Source organism: Micromonospora sp. RP3T (assembly GCF_003027925.1).
Lineage (GTDB): Bacteria > Actinomycetota > Actinomycetes > Mycobacteriales > Micromonosporaceae > Micromonospora.
This window is the reverse complement of record NZ_PYPS01000030.1, coordinates 16993-31592: the sequence shown is the minus strand read 5'-3', so window position 1 is coordinate 31592 and position 14600 is coordinate 16993. Positions and strand designations below refer to the sequence as shown.

At 72.7% G+C, this 14600-nt stretch carries 14 protein-coding genes; 9 read left to right on the top strand and 5 right to left on the bottom strand.

All coding sequences use genetic code 11. The features are described from left to right. Window positions 1-99 precede the first annotated feature (99 nt). Entirely contained in the window at window positions 100-933 is an 834-nt protein-coding gene (locus tag C8054_RS22650; RefSeq protein ID WP_107159903.1) for a DUF308 domain-containing protein, read from the bottom strand. 151 nt (window positions 934-1084) lie between these two features. Here C8054_RS22650 and C8054_RS22645 point away from each other — a divergent pair, with 151 nt between their 5' ends. Further along, complete coding sequence (locus tag C8054_RS22645) at window positions 1085-1777, top strand: 1-acyl-sn-glycerol-3-phosphate acyltransferase (protein ID WP_107159901.1); 693 nt, start codon at window positions 1085-1087, stop codon at window positions 1775-1777. Between the two features lie 3 nt (window positions 1778-1780). On the opposite strand, the gene C8054_RS22640 is transcribed toward C8054_RS22645, so the two are convergent. Next, entirely contained in the window at window positions 1781-5248 is a 3468-nt protein-coding gene (locus tag C8054_RS22640; protein WP_107159898.1) for an adenylate/guanylate cyclase domain-containing protein, read from the bottom strand. Between the two features lie 210 nt (window positions 5249-5458). Between C8054_RS22640 and C8054_RS22635 the strand changes: the two genes are divergently transcribed. Further along, entirely contained in the window at window positions 5459-5641 is a 183-nt protein-coding gene (locus tag C8054_RS22635; RefSeq protein ID WP_233219987.1) for a hypothetical protein, read from the top strand. 103 nt (window positions 5642-5744) lie between these two features. On the opposite strand, the gene C8054_RS22630 is transcribed toward C8054_RS22635, so the two are convergent. Beyond that, the gene (locus C8054_RS22630; protein WP_091059444.1) at window positions 5745-6437 is read right to left on the bottom strand and encodes a Crp/Fnr family transcriptional regulator; all 693 of its coding nucleotides are present in this window, start codon (window positions 6435-6437) and stop codon (window positions 5745-5747) included. A 248-nt stretch (window positions 6438-6685) separates the two neighbouring features. Here C8054_RS22630 and C8054_RS22625 point away from each other — a divergent pair, with 248 nt between their 5' ends. The 5 genes from C8054_RS22625 (at window position 6686) to C8054_RS22605 (ending at window position 10408) form a co-directional block, all read left to right on the top strand. Beyond that, the gene (locus C8054_RS22625) at window positions 6686-7183 is read left to right on the top strand and encodes a polyadenylate-specific 3'-exoribonuclease AS (RefSeq protein ID WP_107159894.1); all 498 of its coding nucleotides are present in this window, start codon (window positions 6686-6688) and stop codon (window positions 7181-7183) included. Between the two features lie 125 nt (window positions 7184-7308). Continuing rightward, window positions 7309-7812: a pyridoxamine 5'-phosphate oxidase family protein gene (locus C8054_RS22620; protein WP_107159892.1), complete on the top strand. Its 504-nt coding sequence runs from the start codon at window positions 7309-7311 to the stop codon at window positions 7810-7812. A gap of 178 nt (window positions 7813-7990) precedes the next feature. Beyond that, on the top strand, window positions 7991-9019 hold the full coding sequence (locus tag C8054_RS22615) for a 6-phosphofructokinase (protein WP_107159890.1): 1029 nt from the start codon (window positions 7991-7993) through the stop codon (window positions 9017-9019). 85 nt (window positions 9020-9104) lie between these two features. After that, entirely contained in the window at window positions 9105-9914 is an 810-nt protein-coding gene (gene proC / locus C8054_RS22610) for a pyrroline-5-carboxylate reductase (RefSeq protein ID WP_107159888.1), read from the top strand. 143 nt (window positions 9915-10057) lie between these two features. Next, window positions 10058-10408, top strand: a complete 351-nt coding sequence (locus C8054_RS22605; protein ID WP_107159886.1) for a DUF2203 domain-containing protein — start codon at window positions 10058-10060, stop codon at window positions 10406-10408. Window positions 10409-10549: 141 nt separating this feature from the next. Here C8054_RS22605 and C8054_RS22600 read toward each other — a convergent pair whose 3' ends face one another. Continuing rightward, window positions 10550-11233: an NADPH-dependent F420 reductase gene (locus C8054_RS22600; RefSeq protein ID WP_107159884.1), complete on the bottom strand. Its 684-nt coding sequence runs from the start codon at window positions 11231-11233 to the stop codon at window positions 10550-10552. 214 nt (window positions 11234-11447) lie between these two features. On the opposite strand from C8054_RS22600, the gene C8054_RS22595 reads away from it, so the two are divergent. Further along, window positions 11448-12254, top strand: coding sequence for an SGNH/GDSL hydrolase family protein (locus C8054_RS22595; RefSeq protein WP_107159882.1), 807 nt, complete (start codon window positions 11448-11450; stop codon window positions 12252-12254). A 58-nt stretch (window positions 12255-12312) separates the two neighbouring features. Here the strand turns inward: C8054_RS22595 and C8054_RS22590 are convergent, their stop codons facing one another. Continuing rightward, the gene (locus C8054_RS22590) at window positions 12313-12801 is read right to left on the bottom strand and encodes a glutathione peroxidase (RefSeq protein ID WP_107159880.1); all 489 of its coding nucleotides are present in this window, start codon (window positions 12799-12801) and stop codon (window positions 12313-12315) included. A gap of 144 nt (window positions 12802-12945) precedes the next feature. Between C8054_RS22590 and C8054_RS22585 the strand changes: the two genes are divergently transcribed. Next, window positions 12946-14586, top strand: a complete 1641-nt coding sequence (locus tag C8054_RS22585) for a glycosyl hydrolase family 18 protein (RefSeq protein WP_107159878.1) — start codon at window positions 12946-12948, stop codon at window positions 14584-14586. Window positions 14587-14600 lie beyond the last annotated feature (14 nt).

Genomic DNA, 14600 nt, shown 5'->3' with positions numbered 1-14600 from the left:
ACGTTCAGCGGTATTCCTACTGACCGTAAGTTACACCCCTGTTACCGGATCACCGCGGGGCGTACCGCGTCCCGCGATCCGGGCAACCGCCGCGGCGGCTCAGACGACCGCGCCGTCGTCCGGGTCGTGGTCGTCCCGGTCGCCCGGGCGCAGCCGCCAGATCAGCATCACGAAACCGGCCAGGATGCCGGTGAAGCCGAGCACGGTCACCACCGACGGGTCGACGAGCGACATCACGGTCGGCGAGAGGAAGAACAGGAACCCGACCACGATGCAGAGCACGCCCAGCACCGCGTACTTCGAGAAGCGCGGCAACGGCGGCGGCGGAGGCGGGGTGTAGTGCTCCTCCTCCGCGTCGTCCGGCAGGTCGGCGCCGAACGTGTCCAGCCCGTCCAGCAGGGACGGCTCGTCGTGCCGACCGCGGCTCAGCGAGATGCCGGACACGTCCGCGGCGTAGGGCAGCCGGCGCACGTCCGTGGCGGTCGGCCCGGCCGGCTCCTCGGCGCGGCCGGCGGCGGCGCCGCCCGGCGCGGCCGGGTCGTCGACATCCTCGGCGGCCGGCCAGGGGTGGCTGCCGGCGGCCGGCGCGGTGTGGAAACCCGCCACGATCCTGGCCCACTCGGCCTCGATGTCGGGCTCGTCGGCGCGGGCCGGCTCGGCCCCCTCGTCGGCGAGCTGGGTGAGGTAGTCCCGGGCGGTGGTGAGGTGGGACCGGTCGACGTAGAGCCGGTCGACCGGTCGGGCCGGCACCGTGGTGGTGCGGGTCACCGGGTTGAGGTCGGCGGAGGGCTGGAGGTAGGCGGCGATGCCACCGGCGGCCAGCACGTCGAGCAGGTGCTCACCGACGCGCGGATCCACGTCGCCCGCGACCGCGTACTCGGCCGCGTCGAGCCCGTTGTCCCGCCGCCCTCGACGGGCCCCGCCCCCTGACACCGGCCACCCCCTTCGCCACGGCCTGACGTCGTGCCCTGAATCCTGACACGTCGGAGGCCGGTTCCGGGAGTGCGTTGTGGCGCGGCGTACGTGGTTCGTACCCTCGTCCCGCACGATCCCGCGTGTCGCCACCTCTCCCGGAAGGACCCCGGTGCTGTACTGGCTGCTGAAGTACATCATCCTCGGCCCGTTGCTGCGGTTGGTCTTCCGCCCGCAGGTCGAGGGGCTGGAGCACGTGCCGGCCACCGGCCCGGTGATCCTGGCCAGCAACCACCTCTCGTTCTCCGACTCGATCTTCACACCGTTGATCGTCAAGCGAAAAGTCACCTTCATCGCGAAAGCCGAATACTTCACCGGCAAGGGACTCAAGGGGTGGCTGACCAAGATGTTCTTCGTCGGCTCCGGCACCATCCCGGTCGACCGCTCCGGCGGACAGGCCGCCCGCGCGGCCCTCGACACCCAGCTCCGGGTGCTGCGCGCCGGGGGCATCGCCGGCATCTACCCGGAGGGCACCCGGTCCCCGGACGGCCGGCTCTACCGGGGCAAGACCGGGGTGGCCCGGCTCGCGCTGGCCAGCGGCGCCCCGGTGGTCCCGATGGCCATGCTCAACTCCGACGCCATCCAACCCACCGGCCAGATCGTGCCCAACCTCGGTCGGGTCCGGATCCGCTTCGGCCCGCCGCTGGACTTCTCCCGCTACGCCGGCCTGGCCGGCGACCGGTTCGTCGAGCGGGCGGTCACCGACGAGATCATGTACGAGTTGATGGAGCTGTCCGGTCGCGAGTACGTCGACACGTACGCGCAGAAGGCGAAGAAGCCGCCCCGGCAGCCGGTCCCCGCCTGACGCTCAACCCGCCCCGGCGACCCGGAGCAGGCCGGCGGCGGCGTGCCGGTCCGCGAACGCGCGTACCCGGGCCAGCGTCGCCGCCGCGGCCGGCGGATCCGCCTCGGCCAGCGGTCCCACCGCCAGCGCGGAGGCGATCATCTGATCGGTGACGTCGGTCATCCCCGCGTAGTCCGTCGCCGCGCTGGTGAACAGCCGGCCCGCCCGGGCGGCGTCCCCGTCGCGTCGGGCCAGCGCCGCGTCGGCGGACCGCCCGGCCGCGCGCGCCCAGCGGGTGGCGCGCGGGGCACGGCCCAGCAGGTCGCGCACCAGCACCGCCGCGTCGCCGCCGAGCAGGCCGGCGACGTGACCGACCGCCGGCACCCACTCGGCGAACGGGATCATCCGGGTCCGCCGCCAGTCCTCGTCCAGCTCGGCGAGCAGCGCCAGCGCCTCGTCCCGCCGACCCTGCACCGCCCGGCAGAGCGCGGCGTGCGCCACGGTGGACCGCAGCACCCGGTGGAAGCCGCTGCGCCGGGCCGCGACCAGTGCCTGGTCCACCAGGTCCGGGGCGGCGTCGCCGGCGTCGGGGTCGTCGCCGAGCGCCCGGATCCAGCCGGAGACCGCCACGATGTGCAGGTCCCACTCGTCGGTCGGCCGCCGCGTGGACCCCTCGGCCATCCGCAGCGCCGCGGTCCAGTCCCCGCGGTAGTACGAGCGGGCCCACTGGTCGCTGAAGCTGACCGTCAGGCCGTGCTCGTCGGCGAGGTCGAGCGAGCGCTGCTCGTCGACCAGGCGGGCCGAGCCGGCCAGGTCCCCCTCCTCCTGCAACGCCCAGGCCAGGTTGTGCACCGCGCGGCGACGGCTGGTGAGCCGCTCCACCCGGCACTCCTCGGTGACCTCGGCCAGCTCGGCGTACGCCTCCTCGGCGCCGGCCTGGTAGCGGACCACCGCCAACGTGATCCGGGCGTTGGCCCGCGCCTCCCGCAGCTCCAGCCGTTCGGCCAGCTCGGCGGCGCTGCGCGCGGCGGCGCAGGCCGGCTCGGTCTCCGCGTCGAGCATGTGCGCCCGGGCCAGCTCCAGCAGCGCGCCGACCTTGTCCTCGCTGTCCGGCAGCTCGGCGTGCAGCCGGATCGCCCGGTCCAGGCAGCGCCGCATCTCCGACCGGTCGGCGCGCGCCCAGGCCGCGGTGGACAGCAGCCGCCACGCCTTCGCCGCGCCGGGCAGGTCGCCGGCGTCGGCCAGCCGCCCGGCCAGGCCGGTGAGGAGTTCCGCGCCGCCGTCGACCAGGAAACCGTCGCGGTCGGTGTAGAACGCCAGCTCGGCCTGGAACAGCTCCAACGCCGGGTCCGGCCCGCACTCGACACTGAGCGCGCGGGCGACGAGCGTGGCCGCGGTCTCCAGCGCGTGCAGCTCGTAGGCCCGGCGGGCGGCCCGGTGCAGTGCGGACCGGGTGGCGACGGCGTACGGCGCCTGGTCCAGCCCCACCGTCCGGGCGATCTCGTGCGCCGCCCACCGGTGGTTGGCCAGCACCTCGGCCAGGTCGTGCTGCCGACCGTCGGCGAGCTGTGCCAGCCAGTCGGCGGCGCGTTGGTGCCGGACGACCCGCTCCGCCCGGGGCAGTCGCTGGTAGCAGACGTCCCGGACCAGCACGTGCCGGAAGCGGTACTCCGACTGGCCGGGCATGGTCGAGACCGGCAGCTCGAAGACCAGATCGCGGCGCTGGAGGCGGTGCAGCGCCCGCTCCACCCACTCCGCCGGCCGGCCCAGGGCCAGCGCCACCGGCGCCGCCCAGAACTGCACGCCGACCACCGAGGCGGCCTGGAGCACCGCGCGGTCCGCCGGGTCGAGCAGGTCCAGCCGGTTGGCGATGACCGCCTGGACGGTACGCGGCATCCCGGCGCCCGCGGCCGGATCGAGCCGCCCGACGCCGGCCGAGCGCTCGACCAACCCGCCGTCGAGCAGCATCCGGGCGTACTCCTGGGCGTAGAGCGGGTTGCCGTCGGCGAACTCGATCAACGGCGCGCGGGCCTCGCTGGGCAGCGTGGCCTGGCCGAGCAGCAGCGAGTAGAGCGTGTCGATGTCCCCGTCGTGCATCGGCGGCACCGAGATGGACATCGCGCCGCTGATCGTCCCGGTCCAGGCCGGGTGCCGCTCGCGCAGCTCCGGCCGGGCGGTCGCGACCACCAGCAGCGGCACGTTGCGGGCCGCCGCGCCGAGCTGCTCGACGAAGGAGAGCATCGCCTCGTCCGCCCAGTGCATGTCCTCGAAGACGAGCACGGTGGGGCCGGTCGCGGCCAGCGCCAGCAGGAAGCGCCGCCACGCCGCCTCGGTCTCGGCCGAGGTGAGCCGTTCGCCGGAGACGCCGACGAGCGGGCCGAGCGCCTCGGCGAGCCGGACCGCGTGCGGGTCGGCGAGCCGGCCCAGGCGCTCGCGCAGGCGCTCCCGGGTGCCGGCCGGGTCGTCGGCGCCGGTCAGCCCGGCCCAGCTGCGGACGATGTCGGCGAGCGCGGCGTAGGTGACGTTCTCGCCGAACGGCGGGCACTGGCCGGTCAGCCAGGTGACCCGCGCGCCGGGCAGGTTCGCCGCGTGCCGGGCCAGCTCGCGCAGCAGCCGGCTCTTGCCCACCCCGGCCGGGCCGAACACGGTCAGCAGTTGGGAGGTGCGCTCGGTGACGGTGCGGTGCAGCGCGCTGACCAGCAACCCCCGTTCGTGGTCCCGGTCGACCATCGGGGTCAGCTCGGCGCCCTGCCCGTCGCGCCGGGGCCGGGCCCGTACCGCCAGCCAGATCCGGCTCACCGCCGAGCGGCCGCGCAACGTCACCGGGGGCTGGTCGGCGTACTCCATCTCGCGTCGGGTGGCGGACCAGGTGCTCTCGTCGACCACCACGCCGCCGGTCGGGGCCAGCGCCTGCAACCGGCTCGCGGTGTTGACCACGTCGCCGGTGACGAAGGCCTGCCCGCCGTCGCGCGCCGCGGCCAGGTCGACAAGGGCCTCGCCGGTGGCGATGCCGACCCGGAAACCGAGCGGCGGGTGCGGGCCGGCCGGCTGCCGGGCCAGACTCCGTTGCAGCTCCAGACCGGCGCGTACGCAGCGCAGCGCGTCGTTGTCGGTCGCCACCGGCGCCCCGAACAGCGCCATCACCGCGTCGCCGATGTACTTCTCCACCACGCCGCCGTACTGGTGCACCAGTCGGCGCACCGTGGCGAAGTAGACCTGTTGCAGGCCGCGGGCCTGTTCCGGGTCGGCCCGCTCGGCGTAGGTGGTGAAGTCGACGATGTCGATGAAGAGCACGCTCACCTGCCGGCGGTCCTCCTGCACCGCGATCGCGTGGTCGCGCAGCGGCTGGCCGCAACTGGTGCAGAAGTTGGTGCCGACGTCGTTGGCGTGCCCGCAGCCCGGACAGGCCGCCGCGAGCGGCCGGCCGCACCCGCCGCAGAAGCGGTCGTCCGGCCCGGCGGTCCGGGCGCAGTGTCCACAGGTGAGGTCGATGTCCGGCTCCGTACGCGTGAGGTCCCCATTGTCCCGCGTGGTCGGCCAGTCGGGTACCCGACGGGCGGCGGGACGTCGCGGCTGTTCGGCCGGGTCTAGTGTCCCCTAGCAGGAAGTCCCGTCGACAGGGAGAGTGCCGTGCACGTCCGGCTTTCCGCCTCATGGACCGATCCACGGGGGACGGTGTGGGCCGCGGGCGACACGGTCGACGTGGACGCCGTCACACTCGCCGAACTGGAGGAGAAAGACATGGTGGAGCAGCCCACGGGCACCGGATCGACCGAGACCACGACGACCACCACGACCACGACGACCACGCCGCCGAAGAAGACCGACCCGTCGAAGATCGGGCCGGGCCCGAGCGCGCCGCCGGCGGACACCAAGGACGACTGACGCGGCACGACGGTGCCATCGGGTGGGGTCCGGCGGGGTGACCGCCGGGCCCCGCCGTCGTCCGGCGGGCCCGTTCGTCGCCCGGCTGCCGGCCCTGGTCGGGCTAGCGGTCGCTCATGCCGGCGCGGCGGCGCAGCGCGGCCACGTCGGTGACCACGATGCGGCGCCCCTCGGTGCGCAGCCAGCCGCGGCTGGCGAACGAGCCGATGGCCTGGTTGACGCTCTGCCGCGAGCCGCCGGCCATCTCGGCGAGCTGGCTCTGGTTCAGCTCGATCGTGATCATCGGGGCCTGGCTCTCGCCGGCCAGCCGGACCAGCGTCTTGGCCACCCGGCCGGGCAGGTCGAGGAAGACGTGGTCGGCGTTCTGCTCGGTGAGTCGGCGGATGAGCTGGCCGAGCGAGCGCATCACCGCGTCCAGGATGCGCGGGTTGGAGTGCACCAGCTCCATGAAGGCGGGCCGGGACAGCGCCAGTGCGGCGCAGTCCTCGATCGCCTCCGCCGAGGCCGACCGGGTCGAGGCGTCCAGCAGGGAGACCTCGCCGAGCACGTCCGGGGGTCGGATCACCGACAGTACGGCGCGCTCGCCGGTGGGCGCGGTGCGGAACACCGCCACCGCGCCGCGGCGCAGCACGATCAGCGACTCGCCCGGGTCGTTCTCGACGAAGAGGAGCTGGCCCTTGCGGTATGTGCGCGGCACGGCCGCGGCGATGACCCGCTGCCGCACCTCCGGCTCCAGCCCGGCGAACATCTCCACGCCCGTGAGCGCGTCACCCGGCTCCGGCAGGCGAGACTCCACGGCTCAACCCCTCCCCGGTCAGAAGTCACCAGCTCGCACACCGGGTGAAGCGGTCAGTCCCGGTACGAGGCAGTTCAACCGGTTCGGCGCCCGACGGCGGTACACATCAGATCATGACGCGCCGGTAGCGTGCTGTACACCCCCGGAGACACTTCCGTGACCATGGCCGGCCGGGTGGCCGGTCCGTGCCGACCTCGGCGGACGCCCCGGCGACGGCCCGGCGGAGCCGATGGGCGAGGATGGGACCGATGGTCTACCGCTACTTCTACGACTGCGAATTCATCGAGGACGGCCGCACCGTCGACCTGGTGTCGATCGGCGTCGTCGACGAGTACGGCCGCGAGTTCTACGCGGTCTCCACCGAGTTCGACGACTCCCGGGCGGTGCCCTGGGTGCGGCGCAACGTGCTGGACAAGCTCCCCTCGCCGGCCGACCGGGCCTGGCGTTCCCGGGAGCGGATCCGGGACGACCTGCACGAGTTCCTGCTGGCCCCGGTGCGGGACCGCCCGGGCGAGCAGTTGGAGCTGTGGGCCTGGTACGCCGCGTACGACCACGTGGTGCTGGCCCAGCTCTGGGGCGCCATGCCGGCGCTGCCCCGGGAGATCCCCCGGTTCACCAAGGAGCTGCGGCAGCTCTGGGACGACCGGGGCCGGCCGCGGCTGCCGGAGGCCGAGGCCGGCCGGCACGACGCGCTCGTCGACGCCCGGCACAACCTGGCCCGCTGGCGGACGATGACCACGCGCTGAGCGTGGCGCCGGAGCGAGCGCAGCTGGGGGGGCGTGAGCGCATGCCCAGCCAGGACAGCAGGTTTGACCCGTTCTGCCCGGGGCACCGGAGGCGGCATCACGCCGATCCGAGACAGGAGTGCCCCATGAGCAACGAACCGGCCAGCGCTGCGGACGCCCGGCGCAAGGTCACCGAGCTGATCCGGGACGCCCGGATCTGCCTGCTCACCACCAGCGCCGTCGACGGGCGGCTGGTCAGCCGGCCGATGGGCCTCCAGGAGGCCGACTTCGACGGCGACCTGTGGTTCTTCGCGTACGCCGACTCCGCCAAGATCCGGCAGATCCGGGTGAACCCGCAGGTCAACGTCGGCTTCTCCGACCAGAAGCACAACGCCTGGGTGTCGGTGGCCGGCACCGCCACCGAGGAGTGGGACGCCGACCGCGCGAAGGAGCTGTGGAACCCGCTGCTCAAGGCGTGGTTCCCGGACGGCCTCCAGACGCCGGGGATCACCCTGATCAAGGTGCACGCCGGCTCGGCGGAGTACTGGGACTCGCCCGGCAGCACGGTGGTCAACCTGCTCGGTTTCGCCAAGGCGGCGGTGACCGGGAAGCCGCCGAAGGCGGGGGAGAACCACGAGGTCGGCTACTGACCGGTAGTCGGTCCGGCGGCGGGACGGGCCGGGGCGCGGTGCCGGCGTACACGTGCGCCGACTACAGTTCGCAGTGACGGCCCGCCCCGGGCCGGCAATGGCGCCGATGGTCTGATCCGACACATATCCTGGGGCTTAATCCGGGCTTCACCTGATGCTTCAGGAGGATGAGCAGATCATGCGTATCGGCGTGCTCACCGGCGGCGGCGACTGCCCTGGTCTCAACGCGGTGATTCGGGCGGTGGTCCGCAAGGGCGTCGCCACCTACGGTCACGAGTTCGTGGGCTTCCGGGACGGCTGGAAGGGCCCGCTCGAGGGGCTGACCAAGCCGCTGGGCATCGCGGAGGTGCGCGGCATCCTGCCGCGCGGCGGCACCATCCTCGGCTCGTCCCGCACCAACCCGTTCAAGATCGAGAACGGCGTGGAGCGGATCAAGGAGAACCTGGCCGCGCAGGGCGTGGACGCGCTGATCGCGATCGGCGGCGAGGACACCCTCGGCGTCGCCACCAAGCTGCACGAGCTGGGCGTCAACGTGGTCGGCGTGCCGAAGACGATCGACAACGACCTGGGCGCCACCGACTACACGTTCGGCTTCGACACCGCGGTCAACATCGCCATGGAGGCGATCGACCGGCTGCACACCACCGCGGAGAGCCACCACCGTACGCTCGTCGTCGAGGTGATGGGCCGGCACGCCGGCTGGATCGCCCTGCACGCCGGCCTCGCCGGTGGCGCCAACGTGATCCTGCTGCCGGAGCGGCAGTTCGACGTCGAGCAGGTCGCCGGCTACGTCGAGAAGCGCTTCCAGCACCAGTACGCCCCGATCGTCGTGGTCGCCGAGGGCGCCCAGCCGCTGGACGGCCAGATGGTGCTGCACAACCAGGAGCTCGACTCCTTCGGCCACGTCCGCCTCGGCGGCATCGGCCAGTGGCTCGCCGAGCAGTTGGAGGCGAAGACCGGCAAGGAGGCCCGCACCGTGGTGCTCGGCCACATCCAGCGCGGCGGCACCCCGACCGCGTTCGACCGGGTGCTCGCCACCCGGCTCGGCCTCCAGGCCATCGACGCGGTGCACGAGGGCGACTGGGGCAAGATGGTCGCGATGCAGAGCACGGACATCGTCCGCGTCCCGCTGGCCGAGGCCACCCGGGAGCTGAAGACCGTGCCGCTGGAGCGCTACGAGGAGGCCGAGGTCTTCTTCGGCAGCTGAGGTGCAAGGAGGGGCCCCCGCTTAACGCCTGGCGTATAGCAGGGGCCCCCGCTTAACAGTCGTCGGAGTCGGACGAGGAGGCGCGGTGGGCGGGAACACGGTCGCGGTGATCGGCGCGGGCAAGATCGGCGAGTTGATGCTCTCCGGGCTGCTGCGCTCCGGCTGGCCGGTGGACCGGCTGCTCGCCACCGCGCGCCGGCCGGCGCGCGCGCAGGAGCTGACCGAGCGCTACGGCGTACGGGTGGTGGACAACCCGACCGCCGTGGACGAGGCCGACGTGCTGGCCGTCTCGGTCAAGCCGCAGGACGCCGCCGCCCTGCTCGACGAGATCGGCCCGAAGGTCCCCGCCGGCAAGCTGGTCATCTCGCTCTGCGCCGGCCTGCCCACCAGCTTCTTCAACCGGCGGCTGCCCGAGGGCACCCCGGTGGTCCGGGTGATGACCAACACCCCGGCGCTCGTCGACCAGGCGATGAGCGCGATCTCGCCCGGCGCGCACGCCACCGCGGCGCACCTGGCGCTGGCCGAGGAGATGTTCTCCCCGCTCGGCTCCACCATCCGGGTGCCCGAGTCGCAGCAGGACGCGGTGACCGCGCTCTCCGGCTCCGGCCCCGCCTACTTCTACCTGCTCGTCGAGGCCATGATCGACGCCGGCATCCTGCTCGGCCTGCCGCGTCAGGTGGCGCACGAGCTGATCGTGCAGACCGCGATCGGCTCCGCGATGATGCTGCGTGACTCCGGCGAACACCCGGTGAAGCTGCGCGAGGCGGTCACCTCACCGGCCGGCACCACCATCTCCGCGATCCGGGAGCTGGAGAACCACGGCGTACGCGCGGCCATGCTGGCGGCGCTGGAGGCGGCGCGCGACCGCGCCCGCGAACTCGCCGCCCAGGTGTGAGGCCGGGCCCTCGCTCAACGTTTCCGGTAGCGGGGGCCCCGCTCGACAACTCGCCGGGCGCCTGCCCGCCGGTGCTCCCGGCCCGTCGATCGCCGACGAAGGCTCCAGCGACAGGGGCGGAGCATGTGCCGCATACTGGCCCGGTGTTCACTCTCGCCCAGGCGCGACACCTGGTGGCCACCCTGCGTCCCCGCGTCGACGAGCTGATCAGGCTGCGGGCCGACCTCGCCGAGCTGCGGGTCGACCTGGCCGACCACGGCGCCAGCGCGCTCGGCGGGCTCGCCGAGGTGAAGGCCATCGAGGCCCGGCTGCACGCCGTGGTGGACGAGTTCCACCAGCACGACATCGAGGTCAAGGGCATCGCGCCGGTGCTGCTGGACTTCCCGGGCGAGCGCGACGGCCGCGCGGTGCTCTGGTGCTGGCTGGAGGGGGACACCGACGTCCGCTGGTACCACCGGGTGGAGTGCGGCTTCGCCGGCCGCCGTCCGGTCTGACCCGGTCACCGGCGGGCCGGTCTGAACCGGTCACCGGCGGGCCGGTCTGAACCGGTCACCGGCGGGCCGGTCTGAACCGGTCACCGGCGGGCCCGGCGCCGCCCGGCGGCCGGGTGTGACCGGCCGCCGGACGGACGTGCGTCAGCCGTCGGCGTAGCGGCGGGCGGCGGCGAGGGCGGCGCGCAACCGCGGCGCGCCGGCCGGCGCCGGCCGCTCCCAGTCGCCGTCGGTGGCGTAGAGACCGGCGTACGCGGTGGTGTCCCGCTGGAACCGCCAGCCCTCGGCGAGCGGCCCGACGTCGACGGCGTCGTAGCCCAGCGAGTCGAGGAACGCGGTGACGGTGGCCTTGGCGGCCTCGTCGTCGCCGGCGATCGGCAGGGCGGTCCGGTCGGCGGCGCCGGCCGGGCGACCCAGCGCCCGCAGGTGTCCGAAGTAGATGTTGTTGAAGGCCTTGACCACGCGTGACTCCGGCAGGTGCCGCTGAAGCAGCTCGCTGGTGGTGGTCGACTCGTCGTCCAGCTCGGGGACGCTGCCGTCGCGTTCCGGGTAGTAGTTGTTCGTGTCGATCACGATCTTGCCGGCGAGCGGTGCGGCCGGCACCTGGCGGTAGGCCCGCAGCGGGATCGTGACGACCACCAGGTCGCCGGCGGTCGCCGCCTCCTCGGGGGTGGCTGCCCGGGCCCGGGGGCCCAGCTCGGTCACCAGGTCCTGGAGCGTCTCCGGGCCCCGCGAGTTGCTGAGCACCACGTGGTGGCCCGCGTCCACCGCGAGCCGGGCCACGGTGCCGCCGATGTTGCCGCTGCCGATCAGTCCCACAGTTGTCATGTCCGGTGCCAACCCGGTCGACGCCCCCGCACATTCCCGACCGCGAAGGTAGGTTGTTTGCCCGGCGGAAACCTTCAGGTTGATTTCTCGGGCCGGCAACGATTTGTAACGACAAGTCTCTATGGGCACGGACAGTGAATCGATGATCTTCCCTGTTTAGTGATCTCATTGATATCAATCTCTCACCACCACTTCCCACCCCCAGGAGTGCGACGTGCGGAGATCCCGTCTTGCCACCCTCGCCCTGTCCCTGGCCGCCTCGATCGGGGTCTCGCTGTCCCTGGCCGCCGCGCCCGCCCAGGCGTCCCCGTCCGACCGGTACGTCGCGCTCGGCGACTCGTACGCCTCCGGGGTCGGCGCCGACAGCTACACCTCCGAGAGCGGCAACTGCCTACGCAGCACCAACGCCTACCCGGCGCTCTACAACGCCAACATCCGGCCGGCCTCGTACCGCTCGGTCGCCTGCTCCGGCGCCACCACGGCGGACGTGATCAACGGCCAGCTCTCCGCGCTCTCCTCGACCACCACGCTGGTCAGCGTCACGATCGGGGGCAACGACGTCGGCTTCGCCAACATCATGAGCACCTGCGTGCTCCAGGGTGAGACGCAGTGCGTGTCGGCCGTGAACGCGGCCATGAACGTGGCCCGCACCCAGATGCCCGGCCGGCTCGCCAACGTCTACAACGGCATCAAGAGCCGGGCCCCCTCGGCGCGCGTCGTGGTGGTCGGCTACCCGGTCTTCTACCAGCTCGGCACCGTCTGCGTCGGGCTCACCGCCACCTCCCGGGCGAAGATCAACGAGGGCATCAACCTGCTCGACGACATCACCCGCACGGCCGCCACCTCCGCCGGCTTCACGTTCGCCGACGTCCGGTCCATCTTCGTCGGGCACCAGCTGTGCAGCTACGGCACCAAGTGGCTGCACGCGTTGAACGTGCTGAACCTGACCATCTCGTACCACCCGACGGCCGCCGGGCAGTCCGGCGGCTACTACCCGGTCTTCCGGTCCGCGGCCGGCTGACCCGCGCGCACCGCGAGCGGCGTGCCTCCGGCGGGAGGTACGCCGCTGCGGCGTGCGCTCAGGCCGGCAGCACCTTCTCGATCGCCGCCCGCAGTTCGGGGTCGTCGGGCGTTACCTGGGGGGCGAACCGGGCGACCACCGCGCCGTCCGGCGCGACCAGGAACTTCTCGAAGTTCCAGCGCACGTCGCCGGTGTGTCCCTCGGCGTCCGGCGTGGCCACCAGCTCGGCGTAGAGCGGGTGCCGGCCCGCGCCGTTGACGTCGACCTTCTCCGTGAGCGGGAAGGTCACGCCGTAGTTCACCTGGCAGAACTCCTCGATCTCCGCCGCGCCGCCCGGCTCCTGGCCGGCGAACTGGTTGCACGGCACCCCGAGCACGGTGAGCCCGCGCTGCGCGTACGCGTCGGCGAGCGCTTGGAGTCCCGCGTACTGCGGGGTGAGGCCGCAGCGGGAGGCCACGTTGACCACCAGCAGGGCGCGGCCGCGGTAGCGGTCGAGGTCGGCCGGGCCGCCGGTGAGGGCATCGATCTGCACGTCGAAAACGGTCATGCGACGAGGCTACGGGCCGTCGTCGGCCTCGCCCCGCGCCACCCGTGAAATCGACGCATCTGCATCTTGACGAACTGATGACGGCGTGAGTAGCGTCTCAGCAATCAATTTGGAAAGTTTCCTAACTGTTTGGGGAGACGCCGTATGAAGAGATCGCTCCGCCGGGCCCTCTGGGCCACCGGCGCCGTGGTCGCGCTCGCGGTCGCCGCGGTGCCCATGACCACCGCGTCGGCCGCCGGCAGCGTCACCGCCACGTTCACCAAGGTGCAGGACTGGGGGACCGGTCACGAGGGGCGGGTGACCGTCACCAACGGCACCGGCGCCAGCGTGAACGGCTGGCGCATCGAGTTCGACCTGCCCTCCGGCACCTCGATCAGCAGCTCGTGGGACGCCGACGTGACCCGCACCGGCGACCACTACGTCGCGGTCAACAAGAGCTGGGCCGGGTCGCTCGCGCCCGGGGCCAGCTTCAACTGGGGCTACAACGGCACCGGGGCGTACAAGGGGCCGCTGAACTGCACCGTCAACGGCGGCTCCTGCGCCGGTGGCGGCACCCCGACGACCGCCCCGCCGACCACCACCGCACCGACCACCAAGCCGCCGACGACGACCGCGCCGCCCACCACGGCGCCGCCGACCACGCCGCCCCCCACCACCACGCCGCCGACCGGTGGCAAGAAGGTGGTCGGCTACTTCGCCGAGTGGGGCGTCTACGGCCGCAACTACCACGTCAAGAACATCCACACCAGCGGCTCCGCCGCGAAGCTGACCCACATCCTGTACGCCTTCGGCAACACCACCGGCGGACGGTGCAGCATCGGGGACAGCTACGCCGACTACGACAAGGCGTACACCGCGGCGGACAGCGTCGACGGCGTCGCCGACACCTGGGACCAGCCGCTGCGTGGCAGCTTCAACCAGCTCCGCAAGCTGAAGAAGATGTACCCGAACCTGAAGGTGCTCTGGTCCTTCGGCGGCTGGACCTGGTCGGCCGGCTTCACCCAGGCCGCGCAGAACCCGGCCGCGTTCGCCGACTCCTGCTACTCGCTGGTCAAGGACCCGCGCTGGGCGGACGTCTTCGACGGCATCGACGTCGACTGGGAGTACCCGAACGCCTGCGGCCTCCAGTGCGACGCCAGCGGCCCGAACGCGTTCAAGAACGTGGTCTCGGCGCTGCGGAGCAAGTTCGGCTCCAGCTTCCTGGTCACCGCGGCGATCACCGCCGACGGCAGCAACGGCGGCAAGATCGACGCGACCGACTACGCCGGCGCGGCGACCAACCTCAACTGGCTGATGCCGATGACGTACGACTACTTCGGCGCGTTCAACGCGCAGGGGCCGACCGCCCCGCACTCCCCGCTCTACTCCTACAGCGGCATCCCGCAGCAGGGCTTCTGGTCCGACGCGGCCATCCAGAAGCTCAAGTCCAAGGGCGTGCCGGCCAACAAGCTGCTGCTCGGCATCGGCTTCTACGGACGCGGCTGGACCGGCGTGACCCAGACCGCACCCGGTGGCACCGCCACCGGCGCGGCCCCGGGCACCTACGAGGCCGGCATCGAGGACTACAAGGTCCTCAAGAACACCTGCCCGGCCACGGCCACGGTCGGCGGCACGGCGTACGCCAAGTGCGGCAGCAACTGGTGGAGCTACGACACCCCGGCCACCATCGGCGGGAAGATGAGCTACGCCAACACCCAGGGCCTCGGTGGCGCCTTCTTCTGGGAGCTCTCCGGAGACACCAGCAACGGTGAGCTGATCGGCGCCATCAAGGGCGGTCTCGGCTGAGCCGAGGGCCGACG